The sequence below is a fragment of the Aliikangiella coralliicola genome (genome assembly GCF_007004725.1).
GTDB classification, from domain to species: Bacteria; Pseudomonadota; Gammaproteobacteria; order Enterobacterales; family Kangiellaceae; genus Aliikangiella; species Aliikangiella coralliicola.
In genome coordinates, this window is sequence record NZ_ML660162.1 from 489140 (window position 1) to 504760 (window position 15621).

A 15621-nucleotide genomic window follows, 5' to 3' on the forward strand; every position below is an offset into this window, starting at 1 on the left:
TGATAATAAAAATTTGATCTCTGGAGGGAGAAAACTCCCCCCTTTTAAAATGAGTTTCGCTAATTAAATACGAACGTCCATTTTTAGTTCAACGTCCATTCCTTCAAATTGAAGATGAGGAAGTACGGTAATTTCACTGTTATACCAACCGACCATCCCTTCTCGCTCAGTCGTAAATGCTTTAGCGGCTTTAAAAGGGTAATGGCGTAAAGTTCTGTCATCTGGATTAACCACTGTGGTGACATATTGAGATAGCCAGGTTTGAATGGTGTTGTTAATTGTTTCTACCGTCGCAGCACTACCGATGTTATCTCTCATAATGCATTTGATGTAGTGCGCAATTCGAGTGATCGAAAAGGTATAGGACAAGTTAGTCACTAATTGTGAATTCTCCGAATCGTGAGGATCTTTAAACTTCTTCGGTTTTTTGATTGACTGGCAACTAAAGAAGCAGGCATCAGCGGTTCCTTTTCGATAGATTAAGGGGATAAAACCTGCATTGGAAAATTGTAATTCACGATAGTCTGGAATTGTCATTTCAATGGGCGACTTAAGTTCATGTTGCCCGTTCAAGTTAAAAGCGTAACGCGGCAAGTGTTCGACTAGCCCGCCTCCTTTCGGCCCTCTTAAATACTGACACCAGCCAGACTCAGCGAATGAACTGATCATATTTTTAGCCACCAGAAAAGCCGCATTGCACCAGAGAAAGTCTTTAAACCCTTCCTCATCATCGATTTTTTCGTTGTAATCGATACCAATCCCTGCAGGGTTATTTTCTGAATGATAAGGCGCTCTTAATAAGAACTTTGGCAAGGTTAAGCCAATATAGGGCGCCTCTTCAGAATCACGAAATTGTTGCCACTTTTCGAATCGAGGATGACTCATGTGCGCATCGAGATCTTTGATTTCCGCAAGCTCTTGAATATTCTTACAGCCAAAAAACTCCGGTCCAACTGAACTGATAAAAGGCGCATGGCTGGCAGCTGAAATTTTTCCCATGGTTGCTAACCAACGTCTGTCAGGCTCATTGTTTTCAAATTCAAACAAACCAATGATGGCGCCGTAGGGATTACCACCATATTGATCATATTCCGCAACATACACCTTTTTGAAAAAGTCACTATTAGTTAAATCGACAGAGTTATTTTTGAAGTCTTCGCGTAACTCCTCTTTATTACAATCGAGCACGTCGATCATGATGTTGGCAGACCAATCCGTACTTTCGATCAATCCCTGAAGTCCTAACCAGTTTTCCTCCAATGTTTTAAATTCTTTATCATGGATAATGGCGTTAAGATCCTGGAAAAGCTTTTCATCAATATCAGCCGAGAGGTCAGTAACTTTTTGTCGGATTGAGGCCATCGCCATACCGTCAGAATCATCAGAAGGTAAGATGTCGTTAAACAACGCAGTCGCAATACTATTGAGGAAAAAGTCTGCGGCCTGTTCACTTTCATCCAGAAGCAGATCTTTGTTTGAGGTTAAGTTTTCAGTCAGCTGTCTTTCGATAGTTGATAAAGTATTAACTTCTTTAACCACACGAGAAAAAGCGGTTTGCGCCTGGCCCAGAGTTTTCGATTTATCTTCGTTATCGTCCTCTATTGCAGCTTTTATTTTTGCCGCCGCATTATCTGCTAACTTATTAAGCGACTTAACCTGTTGTTCAACAGTACTCGATATTTTTTTCAGCGCATCGTCCTGCATTTCTTTAAGTGACTCTTGGACAGTGGCGCTATTTTCTTTCAAACTTTGCAAGGCAGCGTCTAGTTGCGAAGGGTCATTACTATCTTCCTGCTCCTTAACAACGTCGATAATATCGAATAAATTGGCACTGAGTCCTTCGACTTTCTGATGTTTATTTTTCTTATCAAATAGTGATTCTAAAGTTTCAGAAGTATAATTTAGACTGTTGCCCAATGTTGCGATTGGTGAGTCGCTAATGGCTTCATTTTCTGTAGACATGATATTCTCCAACAAATTAATTACGCGTTTTCGGGCTGTTTGGTTAACATTTCAGGCAGGGTCGCTTTTTCCTGGTAACTGGGTGCCATCAACTCTTTCAAATCATCCATTGATTGCTTATTTTCAACCAGGCTTTTGATCGCGTTCCGAAATTTGGTACTGTTGTTTAGACTGGACAACAGATGATTAAGCATTTTTTTTGACTCGATCATGTCGTTCATTTTTTTTATCGAATCACACACGCTACTCGGTAAAAAGGAGTCAACATTTTCAATGGGAATTTTGTGAATATTTTCTTCACTATCCTGAACTGCGACCTTAACTTTCATTTTTTCCAGAATCGCGTTAGTATTTTTCCCGTCAAACTGCAAAATATCACGGTCTTGAAATGCTGGCTTTTTGGTAGATTTTCCTGAGAAGTCACCAACCATTAAAATTCGTAGCGGTAATTCAATATCTTCAGGCTGACCGCTGATTTCCGTTCGGTAACGAAGTGTCAACCGAGATTTTGGTAATATATCTTGAATAGACATCGTAAGTTCCTATCATTGTGGTGTGTAATAAAATACTATTGATTTAACTTCGTTACTTTGATTTGGAAATTTAAGAAGCCTGCGCAGTCGAGAATACAATATCGGCGATGGCTCAATTCAAATACAAAGATAAAATCATCAATAAGGTTTAAGATAGAGAATTCGCGCCTGGAAGAAAATTACAAGTAATTACATGAAGTTTCCTGATTCGAAGTGAGCGACTACAATAAGGCAAAAAAGCGAAGGTTAAAAAAATGCAACAACTGGTCGACCTGGTTCATCAAAACGCAAACCTTTTCGTACTCAGCGGCGCAGGAATTAGTGTTGCCTCTGGAATTCCCACATACCGCGATCATAATGGACAGTGGCAAAGCAACAACCCTATACAACACCATGAATTTATTGGCAGTTTAAACCATAGAAAACGGTATTGGGCGAGAAGTGCGTTGGGTTGGAAAACAGTATTCAACGCAAAACCTAATCTCGCCCATCATTCGCTAGCGGAATTAGAAGCCCATAGTTTTATTTCATCTTTGGTCACTCAAAATGTTGACCGACTTCACCAAAAAGCAGGGCATAAGCAAGTCGTCGATCTCCATGGGCGAATTGATCAGGCAATTTGCCTTACATGCGGTAAAGGTGAATCGAGAGAGCAAATACAAAACCGTTTGCTTGATAACAATCCAATACTAAAAGAAATAACTGTAGTACCTGCTCCTGATGGAGATGCGCAAGTCTCCGAAAATTATTTCAACGATTTAGTTCCACCGGAATGTTTATTTTGCGGCGGTGTGCTAAAGCCTGATGTTGTGTTTTTCGGCGGAACGGTTCCCAAAATGAAAGTGACTCAAGCCTCGAAAGCATTGGAATCAGCCAAAGCTTTATTAGTAGTTGGTTCATCACTAATGGTTTATTCTGGTTTTCGATTTTGTAAATTGGCAGCAAAAATGGGAAAACCAATTATTGTGATTAACCAGGGAAAAACCCGAGCCGACGATATTCTAACGTTAAAAATTGACGCGGACTGTGCGAAAGTTTTAGCTGATTTGTCCAGAACTTTGATTTCTCAATAGGAGAAATTTCATAGTGGTAGTTACAACCACTGACTCCTATTTTAGACTACGAGGCTTGCTCAAATTTTTTGTAGGTTGGGTTGCAAAACCCAACATCGGAGTTAATACCTTCCAATGACGTTGGGTTTTGCAACCCAACCTACAATAATTGGCCTCTTCAGTTTTTATTTATCTCGAATATAATCGGTTAAGAGATCCAGCCGTCGGATTTTGCTTTATTCGAAAGCCAGACAAGCGCAATGGCAATTACAATAACCATCACCGGCATAATCATACGACCAGGTCCAAATACTTCAAATGACTTGCTGATAAAAAATGCATAATACATTTGAACTAAAACCGCTGTGAGTGAAATGATAAATAGCGGTGTAGCCCAGGATTTTTTCATCAGTAGCGCGACGGCTCCTAACGCACCACCCCAAACGGCGAATCCGAACGCGATATTTGCCCAGGCAGGCGTTGCTGCATAAAGTTCTTGCTCCGCCTGTGGCAATTCAGCCATCATTTCAGGAGTCATCATCATTTGCCCAACAAATGCCATTACGCCAAGAAGATTCCACACCAGTGCTAGACCGGATACAACCCAGAACCAGGTTGGCAATTTTATGTTCTGTTGTTCTGACATCTTAGTCCTCCGTTTTTCTGTTATTAATAGAGTCAATCTGTTTTTTCAATTATTATTTCGCAGTGGAAATAAAAATTAATATACAAAACTAGCTTAGCTCATAAGCCTGTTTGAGCCAGTTGGCCAGCTCGTTATCAACCTGGCTCAAATCGGTAACTCTGACCCGATGAGATACCATTGCATTAAAACTTCCAGACGCTTCTAACCTTTCGGTCGGTGCTTCGCCTTTGAGATTAATGCCGACATCAACGCGCGTTTTGGTCGATGGCTGAATGATTGCGAACTGCTTTTTGCGACGTAAACTGACATAAGCTTTTTTGGGTGAGACTTCAACGTCACCAAACTTTGAAACTTTTTCGATCAGAGCATCATAAATGATTTTTAGATCTTGTTTCGCTCCGGAGTATTGTGCGGCGATAAGATCTGGCTCTTCACTACCGCTATTAGCATTGAGAAAATCATGTGCAATCAGATTGGCAAAACCATGGGTCACCTGATGGTCGGCTTTTAACATTTTTACTATTTGCCCATGTTTTTCCAATTTTGACTGGGCAACAACCACTTGCCACTCATCAAAATTTTTTCCGGTTTTTTCAGCTAAATTATTGCGCATGCTTGCTGCCATTTCTTCTGGACTTGCCATCTGTACTCTCCTTGGTAAAAGCGTTCAATTAGATAAAGTATTCAATTAAATGGTGATCATTCTTGATTGATTAACTACCTGCTATTTATAAATTCTGCTCGTCATAATCTCCTTTTTTGTCAAAAGGCCAATTTTCACTTTTGCAAATTGCGGGAGTCATAAAGGCAGTGAGTCCGATCATTTTCAAAATAAAGCGATGTTTAAATGACGGTCTTCCCGTTTCAATAACTTCTTTTAATGTCTCTGTAATAAAGGTTCCACCCTGGTCCATATAATCGGCTGTTTTTGTACCAGCTGGCACATTTTCGTTGATTAAGGTGAATTCTGTTCCGCCATCAACTTCCTTAAGCCGGTAAGTTACTTTGCAGTAAGGATCGTCAAGGTTAGTAAATTTAAAACTGTGCGAATAAACATAAGGTGGATCCCACTCAAGCACTTCACCTACTACGGATGTATATTTTCCGTCTTTAGAACGCATTCTTACCGGTGCGTCGACCGCTAATCCGGGCGTGTCCAATTTTGCATTAAAAAAATGGGCGCACAATCCTCCCTTTTTGGTAAGTTCTTGCCAAACTTTTTCAATCGGCGCTTTGATGACAACTTTATAAACGCTCTTAGGCAATCTTTTCATTAGTATCCTCTTCTTCTTGTTCTAACTGATGTTTAAATGCATTGAGTTTATGTGCAAAAAAATGGCTATATTCATTGGTCCAACGGTCATATATCGCCTGTATTGGTATCGAATTGAAATAGTGTAAGCGGGCTCGCCCTGCTTTTTCGATCACAACCAGATCCGCTTTTTCCAGAATTTTTATATGTTTGCTTACGGCAATGCGACTAATTGTGAATTGTTCACAAATTTCACCGCTCTGGCATCCCGGATTTTCTGTCACAAAATCCAGAATCTGACGACGTACCTGGTGTGCTAGCGCGTGGAAGATAGCATCCATCTCATCCACTTCAGCGATTTCTACCATTTTCCATTTTCCAATAGCTGACTTCCTGAAATATTGCTAATTCAACCAGGCAACCGAAGCAAGGCTTGAATTGTTTCTTATGTAACCATATGGTTACATAATATAGATCGCTTTCTGGTGAAGGTCAAGAATTGTTATGAAAGAGGGTTTACTATAAATTGCGGCTAATCCAAATCAGCAAAAATTTTCGCTATTTTCTCGGCCTGTTCATCCATTTCTGCACCTTTGACATTGCCTGTCAAAGCAACAGCAATCCTTTTATTTTCAATAATGTAAAGGTAAGCTCGCGCACCAAGGGCCGACCCACCGTTAGTCAAAATATTTATTTTCTGTCCTGCCGATTCCATTTTACTAACGCTAAATCCATACCCGGTAGAAGAATTTTCCTTACGTGGAATTATTGGCGTCGCTACTCTTCGCATTTGATTCTCATCAACTAATCCACCAGCGGCATAAACACTACCAATTAACGCCAAGTCGGTTGCCGTGGCAACAAAACCGCCGCCACCGAATCGACAGCTGTTATCAATTGGAGGAATTGCTTGATAATCCCTCTCACCAATCCGATAAAGTGATGCACGCTCTTCGGTGCCATGATTAGCTTGATCCAGATACATCCGATTGGCCCCAGCTTTTTCAAAAATCAGAGTTTGCATCAATTCGGTATATTTCTTATCGCCTGCCGCTTCTAATGCGGCACTCAATAAAACATAACCGAATGTCGAATAATTTTTATAATCACCGGGTGTTGAAACCAGTTCATCGTCAATAAATAAAGGTAAAATGTCGTTCGGATTTTCACAGTGACGGTTAGCTATATCCATCCACTCTCCATCAGGTGGGTAATTTTTACCAGCATCCCGGTAGTGCCGGACTCCCCCGGTGTGGCCCAGTAAATGTTTGACGGTGACGTCCTGATAGTGATTCGGTAAATCAGGTAAGTAAACTCGAACAGACTTTTCAATATCGAGTTTACCTTGTGCTTGCATTACTGCAGCTAAGATACCGGAGAAACCTTTTGATATGCTGTAAATTGGATAGATCGTGTCTGGAGTGGCTTGCCGTCTTTCTTCAATATCTGCAAACCCTTGTGCTTCTCTCCAGATCGTTTTTCCATTTTCAACAACAGCCACGCTCAAGCTTGGATAACCGCTCGCTAATTTTTGAAAAATAGAACGTGCTTCTGAAACTTTTTCACTAAAATTTCTCGGCTTTCGCTCAAACACTGCAATCTTTAATAGCGCCACAACTGATAAAATGATCAATAATGAGAAGCTGACAGATAAAACAGTAACGTTGTTTTTATTGAAATATTGAAGCATTTAAAAGTCATTCCAGTGCATATTTTACGCTGGCCAACCTCAAGATTTGAACTCTGCGAAATCTCAATATCAACAGGCCCTTCTATCAGTCAACCACAGTAATCAAAGTTAGTAGGCTCATCTTACAATATATTAAGAAATTAATAGAGTAAGCATACATTACCGGATTGATAAAAGTTCAGGTTAAGTTATCAGCAATAACTAATTCGTTTTGGCAGTAATTAACTCTGTAATCTTTGCAGAAAAGTAATTAATTGCATAGAACATCATTGGCATAACCACATAAGAAATAATGGGTACAATAAGTGCTACCGAAATTAAAGTTATCCAAAAATGGTCATTGCTGATATACGTTCCTACCCAAGGTGGAATAAAATAAACCAGAGGCAACAACGCAACAAAAGTAAGAAAAGCGATCAAATGTTTATTTGGCCGCTTCTCTGGTTTATTTGAAATAGGCTTAGCCATTATCAATTTATTTCGCGAAGTGGCTATTCATGACATAACCATACTTGGTCGTGTGCTCGGCTAATACCCTTCCAAGCGCATCGCCATGGGGGTGTCGCCAATCATTCATTAATTCCGCAAGAACCGAAGCCCATGTAGTCACTTTTACGCCGGCCTGAGTTAATCGGTGCATCGTCACTTCCTGAACCGTTTTGTTCCAGGTACCCGAAGCATCAATAACTGCATAAACATCATACCCTTCGGCGACAGCCGACAAGGCCGGAAACAACAGACAAACATCAGTAACAATGCCAGCCATAATAATTTTCTTTCGACCTGTTGCTTCTATCGCGTTTTTAAAAGCAATGCTATCCCAGGCATTTATTTCTCCTTCACGTTCAACGACTTCACTCCCCAGAATTTCAGGAATTTCTGGCATGACAGGACCATTCGGTCCCTGCGGCATACTGGCAGTTATCACGGATGGTAAATCAACAGCTTTAGCAGTGTTAATTAATCCTAGAATGTTATTTTTCAAGACAGTTGGGTGTTCATCGCCCAAACCAACCATTAAACCCGTTTGATGGTCGATCATAGCTAGCACGGCATTGTCAGGTGTTAACATTTCTGCATATTTTCTATCTGTCATCATATTGTCCTCTGTTTAAATCTTTCTCTATTCAGTTCACCAGTAAGATTTTACTGATGGGTATAAATTAAAATTAATTGTGAGCTCGCCACTGCTTGAAAATGAAGATTGCTGGTTCTAATCAAGCTGCCGGCAGTAATTCGGCTATCATTGACGATGCCTTCGCCTTTGGTGAGGTAGACCATCACTTCACCTTCCTGCTCAATAATCTGACCTTTGGTTGGCACAGCAATATCTATCAGCGTTTCACTATAAAAAGTGTCCTTTTGCGCCTCTTTTCCACCATAGATTCGGGTTACACCACCTTCTGACGGTTGATAGACTTTATAACCAGCAGCCTCACCACGCTTGTCTGGCATCACCCATAACTGAATCATGCGGTTTTCAGCGTCGTCAGGGTTTACTTCGTTATGTGAAAACCCTTCAGCACCGGCACGTTGAACCTGCACATAACCTGATTCCAACCCTTTACCATGTTCCAATGAACCTTGATGAGACACGCGCCCTTCAACCATGACTGAAATAACATCAATTTCATGATGAGGGTGCATACCTGTTTCTCCATGGGGTAAAAACTGTGCATCGGCCAGGTAAATAAAATTTCCGATACCTTCCGCCGCTAATGGATGTTTACTTGAGCCGAACGCTCGACTGTCTGTTACGATACGGCGCTCTTTTAACCCTGCGAAACCACCTTGTGGTAGTTGATCATAATGCAGTAATTTCATTGGAAGATTCCTCCGTTAACTCACTCGGCTTGCTGATCTTGATGATTTGCCGAGCACTAATCTTTAAGTTAATGCGCTCATTTTTAAACTGACGCTTAATAACCCGTTGTTTGATTAACAGAATACGCTGTTGCGTTATTTTGATATATAAGTTAAAAAGTAAACCACTGTTCTACTTGAGGTAACAATATGGCTAATTTGAACGATATGATGGTATTTGCCAGCGTGGTTGATAAGGGGAGTTTTACTGCTGCTGCAAACGCTTATGAATTACCCAAATCCAACATCAGTCGTAAAGTTTCAAGGCTTGAAGAACATTTAGGGGTACGATTACTTGAGCGCTCAACCCGAAAGTTGCATCTGACTGAAATAGGTGAAATCTACTATCGACATTGCGTACGCATTCAAGAAGAAATTGAAAGCGCCAGACTTTCAATTGATAAAATGGCGGCATCACCAATAGGGCAGTTGAATATATGTGCATCGATTACAGTGGGCCAGAATTTCATTTCACGGCACTTGCACGGGTTTCAACAGAAGTATCCACAGGTAACATTGAATTTACAGCTAACCAATCGCAGAGTCGATGTCATTGAAGAAGGTTTTGATCTAGTTTTACGCGTTGGAGATTTAAAGGATTCTAACCTGGTTGCACGGCGATTGTGTCAAAGCGAATTGATGTTGTTTGCCAGTCCTGAATATTTAAAACGCAAACCAAAGCTAACCAACCCTGATGCCCTTAGCCATCATCAATGTTTACATGCAAGCACTGTCAGTCAAAAACCACAATGGCGACTGTTAAAAAACCAGGCTGAAAATAACAAAAAAGAATCAATTGTTGATTTTAAACCAGCTTTTATATGCGATGATTTTACTGTGCTACGCAAAATGGCAATTAACGGCGCAGGAATTGCCAGATTACCCAGTTATATTTGCCGACAGGCAATTAACGAGCGTAAGCTAGTCCGCGTGTTACCTGACTGGGCCTTTAAAACTGTTGATATTTATGCTTTGTTCCCCAGTCATAAAGGCGCGACACCTAAAGTCAGAGTATTCATTGACTACCTCATCGAAAGTTTAAAACATTAAGTTTTTTAAAACAGATGATTACTGCTAATGATGGATCAACTTGATTACTATCCTCCGACAACTACATAAGCCTTTAAACCAGTATTCCATCGCAAGTAAACGCCGTTGTGATGAAAGTGCCATCGCCCTCTGTGTTTAACTTTCACAAATCCTGCAGGTAGCACTTTGATAGTTAATCCGGCCGGCGGCACCACTTTAATATAACCATGTTTGTGTGATTTATAAAACAGACCCTTATGCACGTAATAGGAATGACCTTGCCAGTGAACGCGATGAGCGGTTTTGGGCACGCTAACAATATGAACTGTTTTAGGGGCTTTCACCACAACCTTTGTGCGATGTTTACCAGGATGCCGATGGACCGGGTGATGAACGACACAAGCAGACATTAAAATAGATACCATAAAAACACAGGTCACACGTTGGAGGCTTATTTTTGTCATATAAATTACCGCTGAATTAATGAATCGATAACCCATAAACGTGTCGACACCGACTATTGTTGACATGCAACTTTGTAAAAATACGTAAAGGCAGCCCGGTCCTCAGGCTGACAAGGTCAATGGTGGCCGGTAGAAATCTCTACAAAGGAACGAACATATTCAGGGTCAACATCACCACTTCGAGTGCCCACAAAAATCTGTTTATGCACACCGGCTTTACCTAATTGAATACTCTGGATATCCATTGTTTTCGCATAGTCATCGAACAACCAGTTGGGTAAAGCAGTAATCCCCCGGCCGGACAGTACCATCTGCAAAATAATCTCTGTTGTCTCAAAGGTCTTGTGTTTATACGGACGGCAATTCGCGGGCAACAGATATTGACTAAAAATATCCAATCGCTCCACCTCTACCGGATAGGTAATTAAGGTTTCGTCGACAATCTGCTGCGGTAAAACACATTTCTCACTGGCTAACGGATGGTCCTTAGACACAACCAGCATGAGTTCGTATTCAAAAACCGGGGTAAAAGTCAGTCCTCTTTTTAACAGTGGATCTGGCGTAATAAGCACATCAATTTCATGGGCATATAGTGCACCAATTCCGCCAAATTGGAACTGTTGTTTGACATCCACATCAACATCCGGCCATTGCTTAAGAAAGGGCGCAACGACTTTAAATAGCCAGTGATTGCAAGGGTGGCACTCGATACCAATTCGTAATATACCTTTCAAACCTTGAGAATATTGATGCATGGTCTGTTCTGCAAACTCAAATTGGGGCAGCAATCGTTTGGCCAGAATATTTAAATATTCACCCGATTCTGTTAAACGTAAACGTCGCCCCTCCTTCACCCAGATAGAAGTCCCCATTTGATGTTCCAGTTTTTTTATCGCATGGCTCAAAGCAGACTGCGATAAGCAGAGGCTATCAGCCGCTTCTGTCAGTGTTCCTTTAGCAACAACAGCCCTGATAATGGCAAGATGTGATCTTTCTAACATAGACAAAACCCTGATGGTTGATCGGTCGATTCGTTGAGCCGACAAACCATGAATAATATTCATTAATAATTGAATAAATACCATTATTTTTCATGATTTTAAACCGCTAAGCTACTATTTTTTCAACGGAGAAATTGTTGTGGCTCAATTACATAATCTTGGCTTTCCCAGAATTGGTGCAAATCGTGAATTAAAACTTGCTTTAGAATCTTATTGGAGTGGTCAAATCGACGCACAGTCATTAACAGCCCAGGCGATAGAATTACGGCAAAAACACTGGCAGCAGCAATCGAATTTGGACTGGGTACCTGTCGGCGATTTTTCGCTATATGATCAAGTTTTAGATATGAGTTTTACGTTGGGCAATATACCTGCGAGAGTCACTCAGCTTGAGGGTAGTGAGCTAGATTCTTACTTCAGAGCAGCCAGAGGACGCTCTCCCGCCGATCAAAAAGATCATGTTGTTCCGGCTGCAGAAATGACTAAATGGTTTGATACCAACTATCATTACATTGTTCCCGAATTTGATAATGAAACTGAATTTAAGCTCAATCCAACACGCCTTATCGCTCAATGTCGAGAAGCCCAGCAGTTAGGGCTCAAGACCAAGCCGGTGATCATCGGCCCGTTGACTTATCTGTGGTTAGGAAAACTAAAACAAAACCAGTCAATCAACGATCAAGAAAAACTTAATCTATTGCATAATTTACTGCCGGTTTATCAGCAGCTCCTTACAGAATTTGCAGAATTAGGAATCGACTGGGTTCAAATTGATGAGCCCATACTAGTCACAGAGTTAAACAAGGCATGGCAAGAAGCGTTTAAAACAGCTTATCAGCATTTATCAAATTCCAGCCGATTGCCCAATTTATTGATAACAACTTATTTTGGCCGACTAAAAGAAAATATTGAGTTAGTAAAACAGCTCCCGGTTCAAGGTATTCATCTCGATGCATCAAACTTCAAATGTGAAACAACCCGACATGAAGTGAGTGAATTAATCAATGACTTTCCTAAAAATAAAGTTATCTCGTTAGGCATCATTAATGGGAGGAACATCTGGAAATCTGATCTCAACCAACTACTTGACTGGTTAGAGCCCATTCACTCCCAGTTGAGTGATCGACTCTGGCTGGCGCCTTCCTGTTCGCTGTTACATGTTCCGGTTGATCTTAATAATGAACAAAATATTGATAGTGAAATTAGTAGCTGGCTAGCCTTCGCAAAACAAAAATTGCTTGAGCTAGAAACACTCGGTAGCGCACTTAACAACGGCAGAGATTCTGTCGCAGAGATCCTGGCAAACAACAAGGAAGCAATTGATAGTCGAAACCTTTCTCAAAGAGTCCACAACGAGGCAGTCAAAAAAGCAGTTGCCGCTATTAATAGCGACATGGGGCAACGTGATTCACACTATCAAGAACGCGCGCAAAACCAACGAAAAAAACTCAATTTGCCCAAGTTCCCGACGACGACTATCGGTTCATTTCCGCAGACACAGGAAATTCGTCGAACCAGACGCCAATTTAAAATTGGCGAGTTGAGTCAAGATGACTACCAACTGGCCATGAAACAGGAAATAAAACGCTGTGTTCAAGAACAAGAGTTATTAGAGCTTGATGTACTGGTTCACGGCGAAGCCGAACGAAATGATATGGTTGAATATTTCGGCGAACAACTCAACGGATATGCATTTACCCAATTTGGTTGGGTGCAATCTTATGGTTCTCGATGCGTCAAGCCCCCCATTATTTTCGGTGACATTTCGCGACCCAAACCAATTACTGTAGATTGGACAAGTTACGCAAAATCCTTAACTGACAAACCGATGAAAGGCATGTTAACCGGGCCGGTTACCATGTTGAACTGGTCTTTTGTACGTGACGATCAACCTCGCTCAGAAACCTGTTTACAACTGGCGCTGGCAATTCGACAAGAAGTGCTGGACCTGGAATCGGCGGGCATCAACATAGTTCAAATTGACGAACCGGCACTTAGAGAAGGTTTGCCATTAAGAAAAAATGAATGGCAAACATATCTCGACTGGGCGGTTAACGCGTTTCGCTTATCCGCGAACGGCGTTCAGGATGAAACGCAAATCCACACTCATATGTGTTACTCTGAATTCAACGATATTATTCAGTCTATCGCTGATCTAGACGCAGATGTCATCACCATAGAGACATCACGGTCAGATATGGAATTACTAACGGCATTTGAAAACTTTAATTATCCCAATGAGATCGGCCCCGGAGTATATGATATTCACTCACCGAATATTCCGTTTGTTTCCGATATCACTAGTTTGTTAGAAAAGGCGTCAGAACGGATCTCAGCGGATAGACTTTGGGTTAATCCCGATTGCGGTTTGAAAACCAGGAACTGGCAAGAAGTTACCAGCTCGCTAAAAAATATGGTTAGTGCCGCCAAAGTGTTAAGGGAAAATATAAATTGACTTTGGAGATAAACTGAATCAACCAGAACATCATGGAATTTAATGTGTTACCGAATTGTTGTCTAAGACACGTTCAATCATCTCATGGTGTTCTTTCATAAAAATGATAAATTCTCTTTCAACATCATTAACCGGTGCTGTCTTACCCTCAACGGCACGTTTGAAATGTTCTAAATCTTCGTGAACAGGTTCAATTACTCCATTGACTAACAACACGAGGTACTTACCAGCCGAACGAATTACATGTTGAGTAACAGGACTATAATCATTACTTAAATTTGTATTAAATCCGCCTTCAGCGAGTAACTTGATGTGGGGATCAGGAAAAATATTTTTGACTTGGTTAAACTGCGCCATAAGTCGATTAATCATTTCCTGATTTTTCAGAATACCGGCATGGCTACTATCATACCCAAACTGCTGAGCGGCCTGCTGTTGCGCCTTTGGGTACAATTGGCTTGATAATGACACGACGCCATCACTATTCTCCCCAAACTTAAATGTATCAGGATTTCGATAAGCATAAATAAGTTGATGAGTAACAAAGTCCGGCAATTTTTTTCGATAGAGCTGTTTTATGAAACGACTATCAGGGTTTAAGTCCCTCCATGCAGGTAATACAATTAACCCATGCTTTTCACCAGACGCGGCAGCAGCGTGACCTCCGAAAGGACTGGCAATAGTAACCAACAACCTCACTTTATTTTCTCTTTCATTTCCCTCGTATCGATTCATCGCTTCTCGTACAACCAATCCGCCCATACTGTGAGCAACGATTATCATTGGTTGTCGATTTAGAGGAATAACCTCGCCTGAAATAAATACGTTATAAAATAACTCTGCCAACTGTTCCAGATCACCGCCAGAGGGATAATAGAAAAACCAGGGTTTGTATTTTCTGCGATCAAGGCTATCGACCATAGATTCAAACTCACGGGGGCTACCATTTATTCCATGTACAAAAACCACAGGGATCTTAAACGATAAATCTTCTTCAAGTGCATAAAACATGGTAGGTGCTTTTTCTAAAAAAGAAGCAGGATCGTACATTCCCAGAGTCACAACGCCTTTATCAAATATTAAGTCGTCCAAACTTCTTAGTGTGCCGCCAGGGTAAAAAAGTGATTTTTGAGGTTCGTTAACTTTCGGAAAAGGAATACTCTCTGCCCAGTCAACCGATATAGATTCTTCAAGTTTAACTTCAACGTGATTCAGCACATTTTCAGGTGCGGCGGCGTTATTTAACGCGATTGACTGGCGCCCAACTATTTCAGTTTTTTCAAAAATCTTGTTCTCGTTTTTATCTGCAAATACCAGCAGGTCATAATCTCCTTCGGGTAAATTAAGCCCGAAATGAGTTTCATAACTGGCAAAATACATTGTATCGACTCTCTCATTTCGCTTGAACTTATCCGAATATGCCGACACCGCCATCTGCAAGTTCACACATCGACAGGCTCCCTTAACAGTTTTACCAATGACAAAATAAGTTTCCTTATCTATCATATGTTTTAGATTTAACTGACCGGGTTCAGCATTTTGGATACGGGCGTATTCGGATTGGATGGAGGCATATTTCAGGTAGGTGCATGAGCTCAATAGCAGCGCTATCACCAAACCGATTATCGGCAATTTCATTTTTGTTAGAACTCCATCCAACAAGTTTACTTCAAT

General features: G+C 41.0%; 15 protein-coding genes and 1 pseudogene. 3 read left to right on the top strand and 13 right to left on the bottom strand.

Features of this window, described 5'->3' with window-relative positions; translation table 11 throughout:
- Positions 1–63: 63 nt before the first annotated feature.
- A complete protein-coding gene (gene tssC / locus FLL46_RS08215; RefSeq protein ID WP_142893008.1) occupies positions 64–1962 on the bottom strand; it encodes a type VI secretion system contractile sheath large subunit in 1899 nt (632 codons plus the stop codon).
- A gap of 20 nt (positions 1963–1982) precedes the next feature.
- Positions 1983–2495, bottom strand: a complete 513-nt coding sequence (gene tssB / locus FLL46_RS08220; RefSeq protein WP_142893009.1) for a type VI secretion system contractile sheath small subunit — start codon at positions 2493–2495, stop codon at positions 1983–1985.
- A 251-nt stretch (positions 2496–2746) separates the two neighbouring features.
- Between tssB and FLL46_RS08225 the strand changes: the two are divergent.
- Positions 2747–3568: pseudogene (locus tag FLL46_RS08225) on the top strand (NAD-dependent protein deacetylase); the annotation flags it as partial.
- Positions 3569–3755: 187 nt separating this feature from the next.
- Here the strand turns inward: FLL46_RS08225 and FLL46_RS08230 are convergent.
- The 8 genes from FLL46_RS08230 to FLL46_RS08265 all read right to left on the bottom strand — a co-directional run bounded on the left by FLL46_RS08230 (position 3756) and on the right by FLL46_RS08265 (position 8959).
- Entirely contained in the window at positions 3756–4193 is a 438-nt protein-coding gene (locus FLL46_RS08230) for a hypothetical protein (protein WP_142893011.1), read from the bottom strand.
- A gap of 88 nt (positions 4194–4281) precedes the next feature.
- Complete coding sequence (locus FLL46_RS08235; RefSeq protein ID WP_142893012.1) at positions 4282–4836, bottom strand: DUF5655 domain-containing protein; 555 nt, start codon at positions 4834–4836, stop codon at positions 4282–4284.
- An 85-nt stretch (positions 4837–4921) separates the two neighbouring features.
- The gene (locus FLL46_RS08240) at positions 4922–5467 is read right to left on the bottom strand and encodes an SRPBCC domain-containing protein (RefSeq protein ID WP_142893013.1); all 546 of its coding nucleotides are present in this window, start codon (positions 5465–5467) and stop codon (positions 4922–4924) included.
- Entirely contained in the window at positions 5451–5813 is a 363-nt protein-coding gene (locus FLL46_RS08245; RefSeq protein WP_210418627.1) for an ArsR/SmtB family transcription factor, read from the bottom strand. The genes FLL46_RS08240 and FLL46_RS08245 overlap by 17 nt, the downstream gene beginning before the upstream one ends.
- 164 nt (positions 5814–5977) lie before the next feature.
- Positions 5978–7135 (bottom strand): serine hydrolase domain-containing protein, encoded by a 1158-nt coding sequence (locus tag FLL46_RS08250; protein WP_142893014.1) that lies wholly within the window; start codon positions 7133–7135, stop codon positions 5978–5980.
- Between the two features lie 201 nt (positions 7136–7336).
- Positions 7337–7603, bottom strand: coding sequence for a putative antibiotic biosynthesis monooxygenase (locus FLL46_RS08255; RefSeq protein ID WP_210418628.1), 267 nt, complete (start codon positions 7601–7603; stop codon positions 7337–7339).
- A 7-nt stretch (positions 7604–7610) separates the two neighbouring features.
- Positions 7611–8234 carry an isochorismatase family protein gene (locus FLL46_RS08260; RefSeq protein ID WP_210418629.1) on the bottom strand — a complete coding sequence of 208 codons (624 nt, stop codon included), beginning with the start codon at positions 8232–8234 and terminating at the stop codon, positions 7611–7613.
- 47 nt (positions 8235–8281) lie between these two features.
- Entirely contained in the window at positions 8282–8959 is a 678-nt protein-coding gene (locus tag FLL46_RS08265) for a pirin family protein (RefSeq protein WP_142893015.1), read from the bottom strand.
- A gap of 189 nt (positions 8960–9148) precedes the next feature.
- On the opposite strand from FLL46_RS08265, the gene FLL46_RS08270 reads away from it, so the two are divergent.
- Complete coding sequence (locus FLL46_RS08270) at positions 9149–10048, top strand: LysR family transcriptional regulator (protein WP_142893016.1); 900 nt, start codon at positions 9149–9151, stop codon at positions 10046–10048.
- 47 nt (positions 10049–10095) lie between these two features.
- Here the strand turns inward: FLL46_RS08270 and FLL46_RS08275 are convergent, their stop codons facing one another.
- The gene (locus FLL46_RS08275; RefSeq protein ID WP_142893017.1) at positions 10096–10491 is read right to left on the bottom strand and encodes a DUF6515 family protein; all 396 of its coding nucleotides are present in this window, start codon (positions 10489–10491) and stop codon (positions 10096–10098) included.
- Between the two features lie 116 nt (positions 10492–10607).
- Positions 10608–11492 (bottom strand): LysR family transcriptional regulator, encoded by an 885-nt coding sequence (locus FLL46_RS08280; protein ID WP_142893018.1) that lies wholly within the window; start codon positions 11490–11492, stop codon positions 10608–10610.
- A 139-nt stretch (positions 11493–11631) separates the two neighbouring features.
- Between FLL46_RS08280 and metE the strand changes: the two genes are divergently transcribed.
- Positions 11632–13947, top strand: a complete 2316-nt coding sequence (gene metE, locus FLL46_RS08285; protein WP_142893019.1) for a 5-methyltetrahydropteroyltriglutamate--homocysteine S-methyltransferase — start codon at positions 11632–11634, stop codon at positions 13945–13947.
- A gap of 39 nt (positions 13948–13986) precedes the next feature.
- On the opposite strand, the gene FLL46_RS08290 is transcribed toward metE, so the two are convergent.
- Positions 13987–15585, bottom strand: a complete 1599-nt coding sequence (locus FLL46_RS08290; RefSeq protein WP_142893020.1) for an alpha/beta hydrolase — start codon at positions 15583–15585, stop codon at positions 13987–13989.
- Positions 15586–15621 lie beyond the last annotated feature (36 nt).

What these genes read in the sequence shown, in the direction of transcription:
- tssC (WP_142893008.1), bottom strand. Translation starts at nt 1,962, where the DNA reads ATGTCTACAGAAAATGAAGCCATTAGCGACTCACCAATCGCAACATTG.
- FLL46_RS08270 (WP_142893016.1), top strand. Translation starts at nt 9,149, where the DNA reads ATGGCTAATTTGAACGATATGATGGTATTTGCCAGCGTGGTTGATAAG.
- FLL46_RS08280 (WP_142893018.1), bottom strand. Translation starts at nt 11,492, where the DNA reads ATGTTAGAAAGATCACATCTTGCCATTATCAGGGCTGTTGTTGCTAAA.
- FLL46_RS08245 (WP_210418627.1), bottom strand. Translation starts at nt 5,813, where the DNA reads ATGGTAGAAATCGCTGAAGTGGATGAGATGGATGCTATCTTCCACGCG.
- FLL46_RS08230 (WP_142893011.1), bottom strand. Translation starts at nt 4,193, where the DNA reads ATGTCAGAACAACAGAACATAAAATTGCCAACCTGGTTCTGGGTTGTA.
- tssB (WP_142893009.1), bottom strand. Translation starts at nt 2,495, where the DNA reads ATGTCTATTCAAGATATATTACCAAAATCTCGGTTGACACTTCGTTAC.
- FLL46_RS08260 (WP_210418629.1), bottom strand. Translation starts at nt 8,234, where the DNA reads ATGATGACAGATAGAAAATATGCAGAAATGTTAACACCTGACAATGCC.
- FLL46_RS08240 (WP_142893013.1), bottom strand. Translation starts at nt 5,467, where the DNA reads ATGAAAAGATTGCCTAAGAGCGTTTATAAAGTTGTCATCAAAGCGCCG.
- FLL46_RS08290 (WP_142893020.1), bottom strand. Translation starts at nt 15,585, where the DNA reads ATGAAATTGCCGATAATCGGTTTGGTGATAGCGCTGCTATTGAGCTCA.
- FLL46_RS08265 (WP_142893015.1), bottom strand. Translation starts at nt 8,959, where the DNA reads ATGAAATTACTGCATTATGATCAACTACCACAAGGTGGTTTCGCAGGG.
- FLL46_RS08275 (WP_142893017.1), bottom strand. Translation starts at nt 10,491, where the DNA reads ATGACAAAAATAAGCCTCCAACGTGTGACCTGTGTTTTTATGGTATCT.
- FLL46_RS08255 (WP_210418628.1), bottom strand. Translation starts at nt 7,603, where the DNA reads ATGGCTAAGCCTATTTCAAATAAACCAGAGAAGCGGCCAAATAAACAT.
- FLL46_RS08235 (WP_142893012.1), bottom strand. Translation starts at nt 4,836, where the DNA reads ATGGCAAGTCCAGAAGAAATGGCAGCAAGCATGCGCAATAATTTAGCT.
- FLL46_RS08250 (WP_142893014.1), bottom strand. Translation starts at nt 7,135, where the DNA reads ATGCTTCAATATTTCAATAAAAACAACGTTACTGTTTTATCTGTCAGC.